We start from the raw sequence: 19,206 nt of genomic DNA, 5'->3' as shown, positions 1-19,206 counted from the left end.
GCTAAAACCCGCCTTTCCGCGCCACAACTTCGAACACCGGTTCGACGGTCTCGGGGGATCACCCGACACCCCCTAAGCTCGCCTCTGTGATTCGGTGGCGGGACGGTGTGGTGGCACAGGTCGGGCGCAGCTGGACAGGTGCGGTTGAGCTGACGGTGACCGTCGGCGAACAGGCTGTGAGCGCTCTGGCCTATCCAGAGCTCGTCGGTACCCCAGAGCCCGGTGACCGGGTGCTGCTCAATGTCAGTGCGCTGGACCGCGGCCTCGGCACCGGTGGGTACGCGCTGGTAGTGGCCATCCCGGACCGGCTGCCTGCAGACCCGCCTGAGTCCGGGCACCTGGTCAAGGCGCGCTACACGCCGCTCCAGGCGATGGTGCTCGGTGCGGACGAGCAGGACTCGCCGGACCATGACGTACTGCGGGACGCGGACGACCTGTTCGGTACGCCGGTGGTCGTGGCGGACCTGCACTCCGCCCTGCCGGCTGTGCTGGCCGGCGTGTACGAGGCACGGCCGACCACGAGGATCGTGTACGTGATGACCGACGGCGGTGCGCTACCGCTCGCCTTCTCGCGCAGCGTGGCATCTCTCCGCGAGGCGGGCTGGCTGAGCGGGACGGTGACGGTCGGGCAGGCGTACGGCGGTGACCGCGAGGCCGTGACGGTCCACACGGGACTGCTGACGGCCGTTCACGTGCTGGCCGCTGAGCTGGTCGTCATCACTCAAGGACCGGGCAATCTGGGCACGGGCACCCGCTGGGGTTTCTCCGGGGTGCAGTCGGGTGAGGCGGTCAACGCGGTAGGCACCCTGGGCGGTCGAGCAGTCGCTTCGCTGCGCATCTCAGAGGCGGATCCACGTCCGCGCCACCGCGGCATCTCTCACCACAGCCTCACCGCGTACGGCCGCGTGGCGCTGCAGCGCGCGGACGTCGTCGTACCTGATCTGTCTGGCGACTTCGGTGACGCCGTACGGGATGCGGCTGAGCCGCTGAAGGCGCGGCATCGGGTCGTCCGGGTCGGTGTGGACGGGCTGTACGACGCTATGCGGTCCGCACCGGTGAAGCTGTCGACGATGGGCCGCAGCCTGGACGAGGACCGCGCGTACTTCGAGGCCGCAGCCGCAGCCGGTCGCCACGCGGCGGGGCTGGTGGACACGCCGGCATGACGCTGATCACCGCTGCCAGTTTTCCGACGCCACACATCATCAAGACGTCGAACAACCCAGCGGTCTGGGATCAGCAGGAGCGGTTCGCGGCGCTGCAGGCAAGCGCCGCCACCGAAGCGCTGGAATGGCTCGGCGGCGAACTGGGCGGCGCCGGCTCGGTCCGTGAGCGCGCAATCCACTTTCTTCGCCTCCACCGGCAACTGGCGGACTGGCGGTACCAGCTCGCGCAGCGGGAGGAAGGCCGAAGCCCTGAGTCGCTGCTCAGGCAGTACGGCCGGCCGATCGGCGACGTGCCGATCGTGGACATGTTCGGTCGCGGCCTGCGCAGCGTCGGCTTCCGGATCGATGCGGAACGCGGCGTGATCGTCCCTGGCGCCGAGACGCCCGCGAGTCGTCAGCACGACCGGCTGGCCGGGCTGATCGAGGCCCGCTTCGACGCCGAGGCACCTGACTTCGTGAAGCTGCAGAACTGGGTGCTGACGCGGTCCGGCCGGCAGATCGCCGGAAACCAGATCCTGCGCGGTCTGACGGCCGGTGTTGCGCTTGGCATCTTCGCCAAGGTCGAGGGCCTCTACTGCACGCGGACCGCGGACGCGGACGACCGGCGTGCCCTGCAGTGGGAAGGGTTCGAGACGCTGGCAGAGCTCGAGACGGACCGGGCGAACGGCCGGTCCGACCTGATCGACGATCCGGACGCCCGGCGCAGGTTCATCGCCGCGGAGTACTTCCTGTACCAGGGACCGGAGTACGACCGCGGCGGCGACGCGGTGACCAGGGTCCTGCTGGCCACCGCGCACACCCGGATCTTCGGAGTACCGCCCAAGCTGCCGCAGGACGTCGACGTGATGGCGTACGTCGCCGGGCAAGAGGGGTTCCACCGGTACGTCGAATCCACACAAGGGCTGGTCACGGTCGGCACGGGCGGGTCCGTCACGAACCTCGAGCAGCGGGCGCGGGACACGGAGCGGACGACCGGACTCGAGCGGGGCTGAGGGCGCTCAGGGGTGGTACGTCCACCTCGAGTGGGGACGCAGTACTCCTGATCCGGCGGCCGTCAGCGCCGACTCTGGGTACATGAGAACGATTGCTCGCGTTGAAGCGCCCCTCACGGCGCGGTGGGCCACCAATCTCTGGCTGCTCGCGGTGGGCGCCGGAGTGGTCGAGACCGTGATCCAGGTGGGGCTCGCAGTAGGAGACGACGTCTCGACGTCTGCGATCGCGGGACAGATCGCCATCCGCACGCTGATCTACGGCGGCCTGTTCGTGGTCATCGACCGGTTCTTCCGCCGCGGTGTGCCGTGGTCGCGGTACCTGCTGGCCGGCGTGCTCGGCACCGTCGGCGTGGTGTCGCTGGTCATGGAGCCGATCGGCTGGCTGTTGGACAACGGCGACTTCGGCACCATCGACTGGTCCGCGAGCTTCGTCGCCATCGCAGTACTCCGCGCTGTGCACCTGACTGCCGTGCTGACCGCATTGGCCCTGTCCCTGCACCCCGACACCAACCGCTGGTTCAAGCGCTGAGGGCCGGCCTCCCCCATGACGGGAAGAGACCGGCCCTCTGGCGACGAAGTACTACTGCCCCTGCTGCTTCGGGGCGGGGAACGCGTTCAGGATGTCGATGACCGCGAAGGCGTTGATCGTCTTGCCCTTCTGGTCCTTCGACGGCGGCAGCTCGACCAGCACCCGGCTACCGACCGGAACGCCGGCCAATGCGTCCAGCGCGCCGGTCTGGCCGGAGGGGCCCGGACCGACCTGCAGCTGGTCCGTCGGTGCACCCGGCTGCGCGGGCTGACCATTGGCGGCGGGCTGACCGTCCCAGGTGCTCGCCTGCTTCTTGCCGGTGTAGTCGAAGACGACATACCGGCCGATCAGCTGGCTGGCCTTCTCGATCGGCTTGCCCTTGCCGAGCGCGAACACGACCGGCTTGCCCGGCTTCGCCGGCGGCTTGGTGCCGGGCGCGACGGTCACCTTCGGCTCAGCGTTCAGCGGGCCGGTCACGGTGATCTTGGTCGGCGTCGACGGGGTGACCGGGTTGGCGTCCAGCGCCGTGTCGTTGGCGGCCGCACTGACCAGGTCGACGACGAAGATCAGCGTGTCGTCGCCCTTGATGCCGGCCTGTTCGTTACCGGTCGACTTGTAGCCCTTGTCGGACGGGATGGACAGCAGCACCCGGCTGCCGATCTTCTTCCCGACCAGGCCCTCGTCCCAGCCCGAGATGACACCACCGACGCCGATCGGGAACGACGACGGCGCACCCCGGTCGTAGGAGTTGTCGAAGACCTTGCCGTCGCGCCAGATCTGGCCGAGGTAGTTCGCGGTGAGCAGCTCGCCCTTCTTCACCTCGGGACCGTCGCCCTCCTTGAGGACCTCGGTCACCAGCGTCTTGTCCGGGTCACCGTCGCGGTGCGTGATGGTCGGCTTCTGCCCGAAGTCCGACGTCACCTTGACCCCGGCCGCCCCGAACTCGGGCTTCTTATCGGAGCCACAGGCCACCAGGGAGGACCCCAGCGCCGCAACCACGACGAGACTCAACAACTTGCGCACGGAAGATCTCCAGACACCTGCTCGGCGATGAACGCGGCCCACCCTAGCCTGCACGGGCAACCACGGCGGCGGCCGCCTGCGTCACCGTTGCGTCACAGCACGTACGGTGACAAGCCTCAGAAGCCCACTGCGTTGTGCGGGGCGCGATCCGGTCGCAGCAACGCGTCCAGCCGGGACAGTGCCCTCGTGGTGTGCTCGGCGACCCGACCGGCGTGGGCAAGCTCACTAACCCCGACCCCTCCGAGGTAGAGCGTTCCCAGCTCATTCAGGCCGAGGCTCAGGTCCGCTGACTCGCTGGTCGCCGTACAGCTGGCGCCCTCTGGCCCAGCATCGAGCCGATAGCTTCCGCCGGCAACCTCCAGCACCAGCACGTCGCTGGCTGCGTAGGTCCGTGCCTCCAGAGCACGGCGTACGTCGAGGATGTTCAGCCATAGGTTGTCGCGGGTCCGGGTGAGCTTCAGCGCGCGGGGGTTGGTCAGCATCCAACGCAGTGGCTCGTCTACTGGCCGTCGCGCAGCCACTACTCGTTTGGTGAGGTCGAAGTCGAGCAACAGGCCCCACAGCGCGCGGTACGCCTCCTGTGTCAGCGCTTCGAACGCCTCCACCTGCAGTTCGCCGGCGTCCGCCGGGTCTGTCGCCCAGGGCAACCGGAAGATCGCTGCGCCGTCCACCTCACCCGCTGCGTCCCGATGCACCAGGTGGTGCGCCCGCCCGGCTCCATCGGCCGGCAGCGCATCCAGACCCTGCCAGCGGCCGGGTAGCGGACTGATCTCCCCTACTCGCACCGCCCGGATCCGCTCGTGCAGCACCTGCCACACCGAACCTGCTTCGGCTGCGTCCACGAGCTCCAGTGACCCGGTGTCCGTGAACTCATCGCGGAAGGCGACGTCGGTACGGCGTACCTCCCAGCGGTGCTGAAACGTGGCCGGCGAGAACCCGTACCGCCCGTAGATGGTCCCCTCGCTCGCGCTGAGTCCAGCCAGGGACTCACCCCGCTCCCGGCAGTCGTCCAGCATCGCGCCCATGATCTGCCGCAGCAGCCCTCGCCTCCGGTACGTCGGAAGCACGGCCGTGGACGTGACGCCGCCGAGCGCCACCTGTCGTCCACCGGGCACGGTGACCTCGACGGACACGATCGCCGAACCACCTGCGATCTTGCCGTCGACGAATGCCGCCTGCGGGCGGATCCAGTCCGCCTGCAGCTGCTCGGCGTACCTGTCGAGGTCAGCCGGGGTCGCCGGGACCTGCGGTGGCCAGGCGGCGCGACCGGCGTACCAGGCCGACGGCTCGGGCTCCTCCTGGGGGAAGCCGTTCGCGTACGGCAGGACGCGCAGGTACTCCTTGGCCTCGGCCGGGGTGATCGGCCGGATCTCGATCGTCATACCGACTGTGTAGCGATCAAGAACCGGCCGGGCACTCGATTTAGCGAAGACCTACATACTCGCGATGAGCTTCTCGACCCGCTCGTCATGGGACTTGAACGGGTCCTTGCACAGCACGGTCCGCTGGGCCTGGTCGTTGAGCTTCAGGTGCACCCAGTCGACGGTGAAGTCGCGGCGGCGCTCCTGCGCGCGCTTGATGAACTCGCCCCGCAGCCGCGCCCGGGTCGTCTGCGGCGGCACCGACTTGGCCTCGAAGACCCGCAGGTCGTCGACCACCCGGGTGACGGCGCCCTTGCGCTCGAGCAGGTAGTACAGACCGCGCGGGCGGTGGATGTCGTGGTACGCCAGGTCGAGCTGCGCGACCCGCGGGCTGGCCAGGCCGAGGTTGTTCTGCGAGCGGTAGCGCTCGATCAGCCGGTACTTGATCACCCAGTCGATCTCGCGCTCGATCCCGGACAGGTCGCCGGACTCGATCGCCTTCAGCGTCCGCTCCCACAGCGACAGCGCCCGCTCGACGGCCGGCGTCCCGAGCTCGCGGCGGTCGACGAAGTCGCGCGCCTTGGTCAGGTACTCCGTCTGGATGTCGAGGGCACTCGCCTCGCGCCCGTTGGCCAGCCGGACCTCGCGGCGGCCGGACATGTCGTGGCTGATCTCGCGGATCGCCCGGATCGGGTTGTCCAGAGTCAGGTCACGCATCACGATGCCGGCCTCGATCATCCGCAGCACCAGGTCGGTGCTGGCCACCTTCAGCAGCATGGTGGTCTCGGACATGTTCGAGTCGCCGACGATCACGTGCAGCCGGCGGAACCGCTCGGCGTCCGCGTGCGGCTCGTCGCGGGTGTTGATGATCGGCCGGGACCGGGTGGTCGCGCTGGACACCCCTTCCCAGATGTGCTCGGCGCGCTGGGACACGGAGTACACCGCGCCGCGCGGCGTCTGCAGCACCTTGCCGGCGCCGCAGATCAGCTGCCGGGTGACCAGGAACGGGATCAGCACGTCGGCCAGCTTGGCGAAGTCGCCGTGCCGGCTGACCAGGTAGTTCTCGTGGCAGCCGTAGCTGTTGCCGGCCGAGTCGGTGTTGTTCTTGAACAGGTAGACGTCGCCGAAGATGCCCTCGTCGTGCAGCCGCTTCTGCGCGTCCACCAGCAGACCCTCGAGGATCCGCTCCCCGGCCTTGTCGTGTGCGATCAGGTCGGTGACCGAGTCGCACTCCCCCGTCGCGTACTCCGGGTGGGAGCCCACGTCGAGGTACAGCCGCGCCCCGTTGCGGAGGAAGACGTTGCTGCTCCGCCCCCAGGACACGACCCGCCGAAACAGGTACCGCGCCACCTCGTCCGGGGTCAGTCGCCGCTGCCCGCGGAACGTACAGGTGACGCCGTACTCGTTCTCCAGACCGAAGATTCGCCGGTTCACATCACCACAGTACGGCGCTCCCCGGACAACCGGGCCAGATCTCAGGCGCGCCGCCGTCCGGCGTTACCCCATTGATGCTCCACCCAGGGCAGGAAATCCGGGTGGAGATGTGCCCTCGGGTGCTGACCTGCACCAGCGGGACGGTCAGCCTCGGGGCATGAGACGACGAGCATTTCTCACCACAGCCGCCGCCTTGCCACTGGCCGCGGCGACTACACCCGCCTTTGCCTCCGAGCTTCGTCTGCGGCTGCCAGCGCCGACCGGGCCGTGGCGGATCGGTATGCGGACGATGTCACTGACTGATCCCTCGCGGACTGACCCCTGGAACCACACCGGCACCCGAGAGCTGGTGCTCTCGCTCTTCTACCCCGCTCGCGGAGGAGGTTCGCCGGCTCCGCAGCTGACACCCGCTGCCGCTGCCGTGTTCAAGGGGTTGGACGCTGGGCTGCTCCACCCCGAGCTGCCGACCAGCGGGGTGGACTGGGCGGCCACGCTGACGCACTCGTACGTCGAGGCGCCCGCTGCACCGGGTCGTCGGCCAGTGCTGCTGTACAGCCCGGGTGGTGCGGACCCGCGGACCATCGGCACGTCGGTAGCGGAGGAGCTGGCCAGCCACGGGTACGTCGTGGTGACGATCGACCACCCGGGTGAGGCGAGCGAGGTCTCGTATCCGGACGGGCGGCTGCGGGTGATCGAGATGCCACCGTCGACAGTGACCGACGCCGTACTGTCCCGGCTGATGATGCGGACGCGGTTCGACGACGTACGGTTCGTGCTCGACCACCTGTCCGAGCTGCCGGTGCCGGTCGACACGCGGCGGATCGGGGTCTACGGGCACTCTGCAGGTGGTGCGACCGCGGCTGTCACGTTGGACGACCCGCGGGTCGCGGCAGCGGTCAACCTGGAGGGCTATCTCGACACGCTGGATGGTGAGCTCTATCCGATAGCGCAGCACGGGACAAGAAAGCCGCTGCTGCTCGCTGGGACGGACGGGTACCGTGACTCGCGTTTCGATCGGACGTGGGACGCGGTGATGTCTCACGGCGGTCCGGTGCGGCGGGTGGAGCTGGCTGACGCCAACCACTGGGTGTGGACGGACTATGCGGCGTTCGCTCCGCAACTGCAGGCCGCAGGGCTCATGTCGGCTGCCGCTCGGGCCCAGCTGGTCGGGTCCGGGCGCGCGGTAGCCGCCGTACGCAAACTGGTCTACTCGTTCTTCCGGGAAGCCCTAGCCTGTGCGGCATGACGAGACTGCGGTATGCGGTGGGGATGCTCGGTACGGCGATGGCGGCGGCTGCACTGGTGCCCGGAGCGGCCCACGCGCAAGCCACGGCGCAGGCGCGGACTACGGCTGTCTGTTCGCTGACGCTCGGTACGGTGACGGTGCAGGGCGACCACAAGTTCCAGCGGATCACAGCGACCACGCCGGTGACGGCGGGTACGCCGAAGGTCGGGCCCAAGGCGCTCTTCCCGGTGGACAGCGTGCGGCTCGCGTCGTCCGTCGGCTGGGAGCCGGACCCGCCGGCGGGCATGGCAGACTCGGGGTACGTACAGATCGTCAACGACCTCTACCGGTTCCGGTACGTCACGGACCTGACCACGGGTGAGCTCGACCCCGCGTCGTACCAGAAGACCAAGGTGGGTGGCGGCTGGATCCACCAGACCTACTTCGAGCAGTCGAACGCCTACACGTACCCCGTCCCGCGCACCAACACGTACGCGCTCGAGGGGAACGTCATCACGCGCTGGACCGTGGAGGGGTCCGTCTGGCGCAACAAGGCGACATACACCGGGTTCTCGGCGGTGAAGACGATGGCGCTGTTGAGCCAGACCGCCACCTACGACACGTTCCTGGCCAACACCCGCGGCGGGGCGCTGTACACGATCCGCATCCCGTCCAGGGGCGGGCCGGTGGTCAAGAAGGTGCGTTCGTCGACCTGGCAGAGCTTCGAGACGCTCATCGCCGAGAGGTGCGGCAAGCAGAGCACAGTGCTGCTGGCGATCGACAAGGACACCCGCAACGGCTACCTGTACGCCGTCAGCCACGCCAACGGCACCGCAACGGTCATCAAGGGCCTGGGCAAGGTCGGCAACCAACTGGTGGCTCCGGAGGACAAGGCCTACTTCCGGCACTTCCCCGGCAGCTCCGAGGCGGACGCGCTGCTCTACGGCGAATGAGGGTTGACGCGCTGGTCGGCTAGGTCTGGCGGCTAGGGCTGGGCGTGGCGGGTGCCGTCGCGGGCGGTCCAGCCGGTGGTGTCCGACTCGGCTCCGACCTCGGACAGGTGCCAGACCACGCTGCGGATGCCGGGACGGTCGACGGCGCCCTGCGTCAGCATGTCTTCGTAGTACTGGAGTGCGCTGGGCTCGTCGGCGAAGACGAGTACTGCGTGACCGTCCATCGTCCAGGTGCCGTGGACGAAGCCGGGCAGGTTGATCTTGCCTGCGGCCATGTCGGGCACCTGGCTGCGGATCGCGTCGATCAGGTCCTCGTCGATGTCCCATACCCCGATCACGGCCCACATGCGGACAGTGTGCGGGCTACAGGTCGACCAGGTCGAGAAGCTGGCCGAGTTCCTTCGGGTCGAGGTCGCGGAGCTCGCCGGTGTGCAGGTTGCCACGGCGTACCGGGCCGATCGCGGTGCGGGTCAGGCGCTTGACCGGGTGACCGACCGCGTCGAACATGCGACGGACGATGCGGTTGCGGCCCTCGTGGAGCGTGATCTGGACGAGGGTGCGGCCGGGGACGGTCGAGACGACCTTGACGGTGTCCGCCTGGGCGGGTCCGTCGTCGAGGTTGACGCCGTCGAGGAGTTGGCGCAGTGCCGCTGGTTTGACGTTGCCGTCTACTTCGGCGACGTACGTCTTGGAGACTTCGTACGACGGGTGCGCGAGGCGGTGCGCGAACTCACCGTGGTTGGTGAGCAGCAGCAGGCCTTCGGTGTCGGTGTCGAGCCGGCCGATGTGAAACAGCCGCTCCGGCCGATCCTGCACGAAGTCGGCGACACACGGCCGCCCCTGCGGGTCCGACATCGTCGTCACCACACCGCGCGGCTTGTTGAGCACGAGGTAGACGTTGGCACTGACCGGCGGAATCCGCTCACCGTCCACCCTGATCACGGCAAGCTCCGGATCCACCCGGACCCCGAACTCGGTCACCACCACCCCGTCAACCTCGACCCGCCCCTCCTCGATCAAGATCTCCGCATTCCGCCGAGAAGCCACCCCCGCCCGAGCCAAAACCTTCTGCAACCGAACCTTCCCCTCACCCTCCATCCCGCACCCCCTCCCCGGAGTCATCCCCCGCCGGCTGGCCGCCGCCCACCGCCGATTCGTCCTCTGCGGGTTCGTCTTCACGCGTCAGTACGTCAGCGTCTGTCGGGTCGGTCTCGTCCGACGCGCCCATCTCATCTGAGGGCGTCAACGCGTCTTCCTTGTGCTCGACATCCAGCTCCACGGCCTCGTCAACCACCAGGTCCCCGTCGATCCCGACGTCCCCAGCGTCGTACGAGCCGTCCTCGCCGAAGTCATTCTCCGAGACGCCATCCGCTTCGCCGGACGCCGGAGTGCCTGCCTGGTCCTCGTCGGTGTCCACCGAGGCCTCGTCGGTCTCGTCCAGGTCAGCTTCCGCGCTCACGGCTGGAGCACCCTCCGCGGCCAGCTCGTCGGTAGCCGTCGCGCGGTCGCCGCCGTCGGATGCGGCTTCCTCAGCTCCCGACGTGGCGGGCGGTTCGTCGGAGGTCGGCGTGCCTGGTTCTGGGGAGTCGGCGGGTGGTAGGGATTGGGCGGCCAGTTCCTCTTCGATGTCGTCCATGTCGGGGAGGTAGGGGGCTAGTTCGGGGAGGTCGTCCAGGGACTGCATGCCCATGCGTTCCAGGAAGTACGTCGTGGTGCGGTAGAGGGTGGCTTGGGAGTCGGTGTCGGCTCCCGCCTCCTCGACCAAGCCTCGGGCTACGAGGGTGCGCATGACACCGTCGACGTTCACGCCACGGATGGCGGAGACTCTCGCGCGGCTGACTGGTTGTTTGTATGCGACAACTGACAGGGTCTCGAGTGCGGCCTGGGTGAGGCGGGCCTGTTGGCCGTCGAGGACGAAGCGTTCGACGTACGGCGCGGCTTCTGCGCGGGTGTAGTACCGCCAGCCGCCACCGATCTCGCGCAGGTCGAACCCGCGACCCTGGTCGGTGTACTCCCCCGCCAGCTGCACCAACGCGTCCGCCACATCACCCGTGGGCCGGCCGACCGCTCTCGCCAACGTCAACACGGGGAGCGGCTCGTCCGTCACCATCAGGATCGCTTCCAGCGCCCGCCGCATCGTCTCATCATCAACAACAACCTCATCCCCCAGCGGCACCGCAGTCTGCCCCGGCGGCAGATGCTCCTCACCCCCAGCCGATACGCCACCCTCCGCGGGTACGTCGTCGTGTGCGGGTACGCCGTCCTCTCCCAGTACGTCGTCGTCTGCGGGTACGTCGTCGTCCGCCGAGGCGCTGTCGTCTGCTGGTGCGCCGTCCTCTGCTGGTGCGGCGTCCTCGGACTGTGTGCTGTCTTCGTCGATGCCGTCGTCGACCGCTGAACGCTGCTCGTCAGACGGGACGTCCTCCACGGTCTCGTCCTCGGCAGACGCGCTACCGCTCTCCGGCGTACCGGCCTCGGAGTTGAGCGCGGGGGCAGCCGGGTGCTCACCCGCAGGCTGGCCGGGGGCTGAGTCTCCAGCGGGCTCGCCACCAGCCGGGTCGCCGGTGGCTGGGTCTCCAGCGGGCTCGCCACCGGGCGGTTCGTCGAGGGCCGGGTCTCCAGCGAGCCCGCCATCAGCCGGTCCCTCGGCCGCTGAACGCTGCTCGTCAGACGGGGCGTCCTCCGCGGTCTCGTCCTCGGCAGACGCGCTATCGCTCTGCGGAGTACCGGCCTCGGAGTTGAGTGCGGGGGTAGCCAGGTGCTCAGCCGCAGGCTGGCCGGTGGCTGGGTCCCCAGCGGGCTTGTCCCCAGCGGGCTTGTCACCAGCCGCGTCCACAGCAAGCCGGTCACCAGCCGGGTTGGCGGTGGTTGGGTCTGCAGCGAGGTCGGCGCCGGCCAGTTCCTCGGTTGGTGGGGTGTCCGGGGGTGGGCTGTCCGCGTGGGAGGCGTGGGAGGTGGGTGCGGCGGGGTTAGTGCTGGGTGAGGCGGCGGGGTGGGGGGTGGTGGGGTTGGTCACTGGGGGGCCGTCTCGGTGGGTTCGGGGGTGGGGTCTTCTTCGGTGTGGGTGGGGCCTGGTTCCAGGAAGTCGGGGTTGTCGTCTACCTGGGGGGCTTCGCCTTCCTCGGACGGGGGTTTTTGTTCTTCGTCGAACTCGTCGCTGACGGCGATCGAGCCTTCGTCGGTGCCGGTCCAGCGGATGGTCAGTTCGCCCAGTGGCGTGACCTGGTCGAAGGTGACGGCTGCCTCGCGGAAGAGCTCCAGCAACGCCAGGAAACGGCACACGGTGGTGACAGTGTCCGGCGAGTCGGCGACCAGCGCGCGGAAAGTTGTCGCCCGCTGTCGCCGCAACCTGTCGACGATCACCAGAGCCTGCTCCCGGACCGTGACGCGCGGAGCGTGCAGGTGGGCCAGCGACACCCCAGGCACCACATCGTCCTTCGGCGCCATCGCCCGCGCGGCCAACGCCGCGAGACCGGCCGGATCAAGACCCAGCAACACCTCAGGCAACAGCTCGGCGAACCGCGGCTCGACGCCGACCGATCGCGGGAAGCGCTTCGCCTCGACCGCCATCCGCTCCTGCACCAGCGCCGCGATCTGCTTGAACGCCCGGTACTGCAACAACCGCGCAAACAGCAGATCCCGAGCCTCGAGCAGCGCGAGATCCTCGTCGTCCTCGACCTCGCCCTTCGGCAGCAGCCGGGCCGCCTTGAGGTCGAGCAACGTCGCCGCGATCAGCAGGAACTCCGACGTCTGGTCCAGGTCCCACTCCGACCCGAGCGCCTTGATGTGCGCGATGAAGTCGTCCGTGATCACCGAGAGCGCGATCTCGGTGATGTCCAGCTTGTGCTTCGAGATCAGCTGCAGGAGCAGGTCGAACGGCCCCTCGAAGTTCACCAGGTGAACACTGAACCCCTTGCCCTCGGCAACAGCCGGTGGCGCGTCCAGGTCGAGCGGCAACGAGTCCGAGGACACGGTCACTCCGTGCCCTTGAGCTCCGCGGCCCGGTCCTCGGACGCGCGAAGCCGCCGCACCAGCACCGAGTCCGGCCCGTGGTCGACGAAGTCGGCGAGCAGCACGTCGATCGCCTCGCGGACGATCCGGCCGCGGTCGGCCATCAGGCCGTGTTCCGCGCGCAGCGCGAGTCTGGTCTGTTCCAAGCCGAGCAGCTCCTCCTCCGTCACGTACACGGTGATCTTCGTGTCGTGCCGGATCCGACCACTCGACTTCCGGTCGTCGACGACCGTCGTACGGGCCCGGACCGACGCCGGGCCTTCAGTGGTGGTGCGCTTCTCGGGTTTGGTCTGCTGCGGTGCCGCACCCCCGAAGAGTTCGCTGGCACCTGGCAGGCTCACCCGGCGGGACAACGCGCGAGCACCTCCTTGGCAAGATCGCGGTACTGGTGCGCCGCGGACGAGGACGGGGCGTACGTCGTGATCGGCTCCCCGACGACCGTGGTCTCGGGGAACTTGACGGTACGCCGGATGACGGTGTGGAAGACACGTTCGTCGAACGCCTGCACGACCCGGTCGAGAACCTCCCGGGCGTGCGTGGTGCGGCCGTCGAACATGGTGCCGAGGATCCCGACGATCTCCAGCTTCGGGTTCAGCCGGTCCTGCACCTTGCCGATCGTGTCGGTCAGCATGGCCAGGCCGCGGAGCGCGAAGAACTCGCACTCCAGCGGTACGACGATGCCGTGCGACGCGGTCAGCGCGTTCACCGTGAGCAGACCGAGCGACGGAGCGCAGTCGATCAGGATCACGTCGTAGTTCGGGATGATCGGCTCGAGCACCCGCTGCAGCGTGTACTCGCGGGCGACCTCCTGGACCAGCTGCACCTCGGCCGCGGACAGGTCGATGTTGGCCGGCAGCAGGTCGAGGTTCTCCACCCTGGTCGGCCGGATCACCTCGTCCGGGGTGATGTCGCGCTGCATCAGCAGGTTGTAGACCGACAGCTCGAGGTCGTGCGGCTGCACGCCGAGGCCGATCGAGGCCGACCCTTGCGGGTCGAAGTCGATCAGCAGGACCTTGCGGCCGGTCTCGGCGATCGCCGCGCCGAGGTTGATCGTGGTGGTGGTCTTGCCGACGCCACCCTTCTGGTTGCACATCGCGATCACCTGCGCCGGCCCGGTCTTCGTCGGCGGCTTCGGCTCCGGCAGGTCCGGCAGCGGCCGGCCGGTCGGCCCGATCTTGTTACGCGGGCCGTTCGGGTCGTTCACAGGTGCGAGGTCCTCCGCGGTGAGCTTGGCCGTCGGCTTCGGCATCTCCGCATAGTTGTCGGGCAGCCGCGCCGGCGGAACCGGGCGCGCGGGGTTGCCGTCGGGTGGCGTGGTCGGTGCAGGACTGGGTGACGTGCTGGGTGGGGTGCTGATCGGCTGGTGGGCCGGTTCCGGGGCCGGAAGGTGCTCCGGCAGGTGTCCCGAGAATCGTTCGGTGCCCGGGAATGTCGACTCGTTCATGACTCGTCAAACCTTTCAACCGATACGGGCGATCCCAGCGACTGTAAGCGTGCATTCAAGCACTCTCAACCAGCCACTCCGCACCGGGGTCGGGTCGAATGTCGACAAAGCTCCGGACCCGGCCGATCACCCGGTCTGGATGACCAACCGTAATCAGATGATCGCACACCGTTCCGATTGCGCCGGAACCGGGGTCTAACCTTTCACGAGCCGGTTGTAGCTGTAGAACCAGCTCGGTACGGCGGCAGCAGCGATCGCGAGCGTCCACGCGGGGAGTCCGTCGGCCAGGACCGCGAGCAGGATCGAGGCGATCAGGCACGGCAGCTGCCAGCCGAGGAACCAGCGAAGCCGGACCCGGCCGATCACGCCGGCCACCCCGCTGATCACGAAGTACAGCGCCAGCCCGCCGAAGAGGTACCAGCGGTCCTTCGTCTCCAGGTGCTCACCCGCATCCGGGATCAGCCCACCCAGTCCGGCCGCCATCGCGACGATGGCTCCGGTGACGACGAGGTGGGCGAGCAGTGCGGCCCACGGCTCGAGGGGAGTGGTACTGCGAGGCGCCGGGCTGAACCCGTACAGCGTCGTCAGCTGCCACAGCTGGATGAGCAACCAGAACGCGGCCAGCGAGGCCAGACCGACCTGCCAGTTCCAGTCCAGGTCGGTGTTGGCTGCCACGACCTGTGCCAGCGCCTCACCGAGCACGATGATCACAAACAGGCCCAGCCGCTCGTCCAGGTGCCCGCGCTCGACCTTGGCCACGGTGATGAGCGGTGGCTTCACCTGCACATCCTCGCGGCGACCGAACGGCAGGCGGTTGATCCACGACGCCCGGCGCTGCTCCTGCTCCTGCTGGTGCCGGACGCTGTCCGCCCGCTGCTTCAAGGCCTTCGGGTTGCGAGCACCCATCACCGAAAACAGCAGGTCTGCGACGATCCCACCGAGCCACAGCCAGTACGCCGTCTCCGTCTGGACGAACAGGGCGACGATCCACGGAGCAGCCATGACGCCCTGGGTGGCCGGCCAGAAACCGATGACCTTCCCGTCCCGGTTGGCCGACGACGCAGCGATCCCGCGGCAGACCAGGAACGCCACCGTGAACGCGATGGTCCGGCTGCCACCGTGCGGTACGTCGTCATGCTCCGGCAGCAGCCCCGGCCACACCCCCGGTACCGCGGCAGCCATCACACCGATCCCCAGCATGGTCCGCAGTACGGCGCGGCGCCTGGTGCGCTCGCCCGCGACGTTCGCGTACACGCTGGTCGCGGTCCAGACGCTCCACACCGCGTAGAACATCGCCGCACACACGGCGACCTGCCCGACCGTCTCAGCCCCGTGCAACCGATGCGAAATCTGCGCCGCCGCAGCCACCACGGTCAGGTCGAAGAACAACTCCAACCAACTGGCATGCCGCTCCTCAGCCGCCGTCCCCTGTTCACTCACCCGAGGAGACTAGAGCTAGTACGAGTGACCTTCGGTTTTCGGCCCGCGCTCGACCGATGCGATAAGTCTCTCCTGATCCGGATCCAGCGTGGCCGCCGAATACGCGGTCCGTCCGCCGGCCGCGGTGACTCCGTCGGAGGCCGCCGCGACGGTTGACTCCAGGTCCGGGTCCAGAACCGGGGACGTAGGGAGGTCGATGCTCAGCTCGCCGACCATCGCCGTACCGGCCGCGGCAGCCCGCAGCCCGACCTCCTCCGGCGTCAGGTCGGGCATCCGGTCCGGATTGCCGTAGTGGGTCAGGAGCTCGTCACGCATCGCGTTCTTGACCAACGAGCGCGCGTAGGCCAGGTCGACGTGGGAGGCGTGCACGACCGCGCCGTCCGGGACCAGGATCCGGCCGGCTTCAGCCCACTGGTCTCGCCCGTGCCTGTGCGCTTCGGCGACGAATCGCTCCAGTGCGTACGCCGCCGGGCGGCCTGACGCGGCGGCAACGCCCTGCGCGAAGCTGGCCGCCAGCCGCCCCTCGAACCTGTCGCTCCCCGGTGTCTCGGTCCGTCCGAGCACGCCCGCGACCCCGAGCTGAACCTTGAAGTCGAGCTGCCGGTCCGCCGTCCACGCGATGGCGGTACCAGCCCGAAGTAGATCCTCGGCACGGGTGCCGGACCTAGGCACCTCGTGCAGGTAGCCGGCCGCCCGCTCCAGGGTCCCGTCGATCTCGGCGGCGAGGCTCTCCCTGCGGCCCGGACGGTCACTCCGGGCAATGTCCTCCGCTGCAGCCTGCCACTGCGCCAGCTTCGCCAGGTCCGGCCGCCGATCCTCCGGCAGCCCGTGCAACGACTCCAGCGCGGCATGCGCCCGCAAGGCTCGTTGCCGGTCGAGTGAACGTGGCTCGCCGGTCTGCGTGCCGGTCGAGTCCACGAAACCGACCGCGGTGGCGAACACTCGTCCGGCGTGAGCCCGCGGCGCCTCCAGCTGCTCGGTCACGAACCCCGTGTCCGGCCTCGTCGCCCGCGGGAGCTCACGCCGCAGGAGGTCCATGACGGACTGGCGGGCGCTCTCGTACACCGGCCGGAACCGGGCGAGGTCCGGGCGGGCCGGGTCCTCGATGTAGGCGCGCAGGTCCTCCGTCAGCAGGTCGGTGACCCAGAGCGGGAGATTGTCGCCGCCGTACCGGACATCAGCACTGACCTGGGCGACGTCGCGACCGCTGTAGTCGGACAGCTGCTGCGCGAAGGCCGTCACGAACTCTTGCGCTGGGATCGGCACAGCACCGAGTATCGCGGCGGCGTGGGGTCAGGTGTGGAGGGCTCTGGGGTGGGAGGTTGCGTAGACCTCGCGGAGCTTGTCGACCGTGACCAGGGTGTAGATCTGGGTGGTTGTGACCGAGGCGTGGCCCAGGAGCTCCTGGACCACGCGGACGTCGGCGCCGCCGTCGAGCAGGTGGGTGGCGTAGGAGTGGCGGAGGGTGTGCGGCGAGATCTCCTTGGCGATCCCGGCGCGTTCGGCGGCTCGGCGCAGTACGGTCCAGGCGCTCTGGCGGGAGAGGCGGCCGCCGCGGGCGTTCAGGAACAGGGCCGGGGTCCCGCGACCTCGGGAGACCAGGTCAGGACGACCGCGGACCAGGTACGCCGACAGTGCCTCGCGGGCGTACGACCCGACCGGCACCACCCGCTCCTTGCTGCCCTTGCCGCGAAGCAGGACCGCACCGGCGTCCAGGTCGATGTCGTCGACGTCCAGCCCGACCGCCTCGGAGATGCGGGCGCCGGTGCCGTACAGGAACTCCAGCAACGCCGCGTCGCGCGTAGCCAACACAGCTGGCTCCGCCTCTGCTCCAGCCGCAGCGGAGAGGATCCGCGTCACCTCGTCCACCGACAGCGCCTTCGGTAGCCGCTGTGGTGGCGCCGGCGGCTTCACCGCGGCCGCCGGGTCCACCGCAGTGATTCCCTCGCGCAGACAGAACCGGTGGAACCCGCGGACCGCCACCACCGTCCGTCCGGCGCTCGACGCGGTCAGTGGTGGATGGTCGGCGTCACCCTCGCGTAGCCGCATCAGGAAGTCGCTGACCACGGCCTCGGTCACCCGGCCGAGATCGTCGATCCCGACCGAGGCGAGGAAGTCGCCGTACCGGCGCAGGTCCCGCCGGTACGACGCCAACGTGTTCGCGGCCAGGCCGCGCTCGACCGTCAGGTGGTCGAGGTACGCGCCGACCGCTCGCGCAATGCTCAGACCAGGACCTCGTCGAGCTTCAGCTGGGACAGGTCGTGCGCGTCCGCGACCGGTCCGTAGGTGACGTGGCCATCGAAGGTGTTCAGGCCCAGCGCGAGGCTGTGGTCCTGCTTCAGGGCCTCCCGCCAGCCCAGGTTCGCCAGCTCGATCGCGTACGGCAGCGTCACGTTGGTGAGCGCGTACGTCGACGTGTTCGGGACCGCGCCGGGCATGTTCGCGACGCAGTAGAACAACGAGTTGTGGACCTTGTAGACCGGGTCCGCGTGCGTGGTCGGACGGGAGTCCTCGAAGCAGCCGCCCTGGTCGATCGCGATGTCGACGAGCACGCTGCCCGGCTTCATCCGGCTGACCATGTCGTTGGTGACCAGCTTCGGCGCCTTCGCACCGACGACCAGGACCGCACCGATGACCAGGTCGGCCTCCAGCACCGCGCGCTCGATCTCGTAGGCGTTCGAGGCGATCGTCAGCAGGTGGCCCTGGTAGATCTGGTCGGCCTGGCGGAGCCGGGCGATGTTGCGGTCGAACAGCTGCACCTGCGCCTGCATGCCGAGCGCGATCGCGGCCGCGTTCATCCCGGAGACCCCGGCACCGAGGATGACCACGCGGGCCGGGTGCACGCCGGACACGCCGCCGAGCAGCACGCCGCGGCCGCCGCCCTGCGCCATCAGGTGGTAGGCACCGGACTGCGGTGCGAGCCGGCCGGCCACCTCGCTCATCGGCGCCAGCAGCGGGAGGGTCCCGTCCGGCAACTGGACGGTCTCGTAGGCGATCGCCGTGATGCCGGCCTTCGTCAGCGCGTCGGTGGTGTCGCGGCTGGCGGCCAGGTGCAGGTACGTGAACAGGACCTGGTCCTTGCGCATCCGGTGGTACTCCTCCGCCACCGGTTCCTTCACCTTGAGCACCAGCTCCGCGTCGGCCCAGACGTCGTCCGCGGTCGGCACGATCCGCGCCCCCGCCGCGACGAACTCCGCGTCCGGGATCAGCGATCCGTTGCCCGCCCCCTGCTCGATCAGCACCTCGTGCCCGCTGCGCACGAACTCGTGCACACCGGACGGCGTGATCGCCACCCGGTACTCGTGGTTCTTGACTTCCTTCGGTACTCCGACCTTCACAACTTGCCCTTCTTTCACGTTCCAGGTGTACGGCCCACGTCGTTGTGTCCGCGGCCCGGCGGTTGAGGGGTGAGCTGCCAGGTCGCTGCCGAGTGTATGCCCGCGAGGTTCATACCACCGGATGGGATGGTCTGATCTTCACGCGACGCACACATTCGCGCGTGGCGGTTCGGTTACACCTGCCCCACCGGTACCCCGTCGATAATCCGGCCGGACCGGCACGACCCGGATCCGGGCACGGTCGGTGAGCTTGCCGCCACGGAGCGCCGTTCCCCGGGCCGCCGGCAACGAGT

Annotated in this window: 18 protein-coding genes; 5 read left to right on the top strand and 13 right to left on the bottom strand. The window is 69.0% G+C overall.

Going from position 1 to position 19,206, the window contains the following annotated elements; translation table 11 throughout:
• Positions 1–86 precede the first annotated feature (86 nt).
• The 3 genes from AB0E69_RS27055 (at position 87) to AB0E69_RS27045 (ending at position 2,684) form a co-directional block, all read left to right on the top strand.
• Entirely contained in the window at positions 87–1,163 is a 1,077-nt protein-coding gene (locus AB0E69_RS27055) for a DUF3866 family protein (RefSeq protein WP_360151778.1), read from the top strand.
• Complete coding sequence (locus tag AB0E69_RS27050; RefSeq protein WP_360151775.1) at positions 1,160–2,155, top strand: hypothetical protein; 996 nt, start codon at positions 1,160–1,162, stop codon at positions 2,153–2,155. The genes AB0E69_RS27055 and AB0E69_RS27050 overlap by 4 nt, the downstream gene beginning before the upstream one ends.
• An 82-nt stretch (positions 2,156–2,237) precedes the next feature.
• Positions 2,238–2,684: a hypothetical protein gene (locus AB0E69_RS27045; protein ID WP_360151772.1), complete on the top strand. Its 447-nt coding sequence runs from the start codon at positions 2,238–2,240 to the stop codon at positions 2,682–2,684.
• A gap of 51 nt (positions 2,685–2,735) precedes the next feature.
• Here AB0E69_RS27045 and AB0E69_RS27040 read toward each other — a convergent pair whose 3' ends face one another.
• From AB0E69_RS27040 to pafA, 3 genes are all read right to left on the bottom strand, one after another.
• Positions 2,736–3,707 (bottom strand): FKBP-type peptidyl-prolyl cis-trans isomerase, encoded by a 972-nt coding sequence (locus AB0E69_RS27040; RefSeq protein WP_360151769.1) that lies wholly within the window; start codon positions 3,705–3,707, stop codon positions 2,736–2,738.
• A 116-nt stretch (positions 3,708–3,823) separates the two neighbouring features.
• Complete coding sequence (locus AB0E69_RS27035; RefSeq protein WP_360151766.1) at positions 3,824–5,089, bottom strand: GNAT family N-acetyltransferase; 1,266 nt, start codon at positions 5,087–5,089, stop codon at positions 3,824–3,826.
• 51 nt (positions 5,090–5,140) lie between these two features.
• Positions 5,141–6,502, bottom strand: coding sequence for a Pup--protein ligase (pafA, locus tag AB0E69_RS27030; protein ID WP_360151763.1), 1,362 nt, complete (start codon positions 6,500–6,502; stop codon positions 5,141–5,143).
• A gap of 157 nt (positions 6,503–6,659) precedes the next feature.
• Between pafA and AB0E69_RS27025 the strand changes: the two genes are divergently transcribed.
• Both AB0E69_RS27025 and AB0E69_RS27020 read left to right on the top strand, forming a co-directional pair.
• Positions 6,660–7,748 carry a prolyl oligopeptidase family serine peptidase gene (locus tag AB0E69_RS27025; protein ID WP_360151760.1) on the top strand — a complete coding sequence of 363 codons (1,089 nt, stop codon included), beginning with the start codon at positions 6,660–6,662 and terminating at the stop codon, positions 7,746–7,748.
• Positions 7,745–8,680: a hypothetical protein gene (locus tag AB0E69_RS27020; RefSeq protein WP_360151757.1), complete on the top strand. Its 936-nt coding sequence runs from the start codon at positions 7,745–7,747 to the stop codon at positions 8,678–8,680. Before AB0E69_RS27025 ends, AB0E69_RS27020 begins: the two co-directional genes overlap by 4 nt.
• Positions 8,681–8,712: 32 nt before the next feature.
• Here AB0E69_RS27020 and AB0E69_RS27015 read toward each other — a convergent pair whose 3' ends face one another.
• The 10 genes from AB0E69_RS27015 to ald all read right to left on the bottom strand — a co-directional run bounded on the left by AB0E69_RS27015 (position 8,713) and on the right by ald (position 18,913).
• Entirely contained in the window at positions 8,713–9,027 is a 315-nt protein-coding gene (locus AB0E69_RS27015) for a hypothetical protein (protein ID WP_360151754.1), read from the bottom strand.
• Between the two features lie 16 nt (positions 9,028–9,043).
• Positions 9,044–9,778 (bottom strand): pseudouridine synthase, encoded by a 735-nt coding sequence (locus tag AB0E69_RS27010; RefSeq protein ID WP_360151751.1) that lies wholly within the window; start codon positions 9,776–9,778, stop codon positions 9,044–9,046.
• Positions 9,768–11,696: an SMC-Scp complex subunit ScpB gene (gene scpB / locus AB0E69_RS27005; RefSeq protein WP_360151748.1), complete on the bottom strand. Its 1,929-nt coding sequence runs from the start codon at positions 11,694–11,696 to the stop codon at positions 9,768–9,770. Before scpB ends, AB0E69_RS27010 begins: the two co-directional genes overlap by 11 nt.
• The gene (locus tag AB0E69_RS27000; protein ID WP_360151745.1) at positions 11,693–12,652 is read right to left on the bottom strand and encodes a segregation/condensation protein A; all 960 of its coding nucleotides are present in this window, start codon (positions 12,650–12,652) and stop codon (positions 11,693–11,695) included. The genes scpB and AB0E69_RS27000 overlap by 4 nt, the downstream gene beginning before the upstream one ends.
• A 2-nt stretch (positions 12,653–12,654) precedes the next feature.
• On the bottom strand, positions 12,655–13,044 hold the full coding sequence (locus AB0E69_RS26995) for a hypothetical protein (protein WP_360151742.1): 390 nt from the start codon (positions 13,042–13,044) through the stop codon (positions 12,655–12,657).
• Positions 13,029–14,135, bottom strand: a complete 1,107-nt coding sequence (locus tag AB0E69_RS26990) for a ParA family protein (RefSeq protein ID WP_360151739.1) — start codon at positions 14,133–14,135, stop codon at positions 13,029–13,031. Before AB0E69_RS26990 ends, AB0E69_RS26995 begins: the two co-directional genes overlap by 16 nt.
• A gap of 195 nt (positions 14,136–14,330) precedes the next feature.
• Positions 14,331–15,575: a low temperature requirement protein A gene (locus tag AB0E69_RS26985; protein WP_360151736.1), complete on the bottom strand. Its 1,245-nt coding sequence runs from the start codon at positions 15,573–15,575 to the stop codon at positions 14,331–14,333.
• A gap of 15 nt (positions 15,576–15,590) precedes the next feature.
• Positions 15,591–16,841, bottom strand: coding sequence for a hypothetical protein (locus AB0E69_RS26980; protein ID WP_360151733.1), 1,251 nt, complete (start codon positions 16,839–16,841; stop codon positions 15,591–15,593).
• A 27-nt stretch (positions 16,842–16,868) separates the two neighbouring features.
• Positions 16,869–17,801, bottom strand: a complete 933-nt coding sequence (xerD, locus tag AB0E69_RS26975; protein WP_360153092.1) for a site-specific tyrosine recombinase XerD — start codon at positions 17,799–17,801, stop codon at positions 16,869–16,871.
• On the bottom strand, positions 17,798–18,913 hold the full coding sequence (gene ald, locus AB0E69_RS26970) for an alanine dehydrogenase (protein WP_360151730.1): 1,116 nt from the start codon (positions 18,911–18,913) through the stop codon (positions 17,798–17,800). Before ald ends, xerD begins: the two co-directional genes overlap by 4 nt.
• Positions 18,914–19,206 lie beyond the last annotated feature (293 nt).

It is taken from the genome of Kribbella sp. NPDC026611, from assembly GCF_040638345.1.
Lineage (GTDB): Bacteria > Actinomycetota > Actinomycetes > Propionibacteriales > Kribbellaceae > Kribbella.
This window is presented reverse-complemented; position numbering and strand designations above follow the sequence as displayed.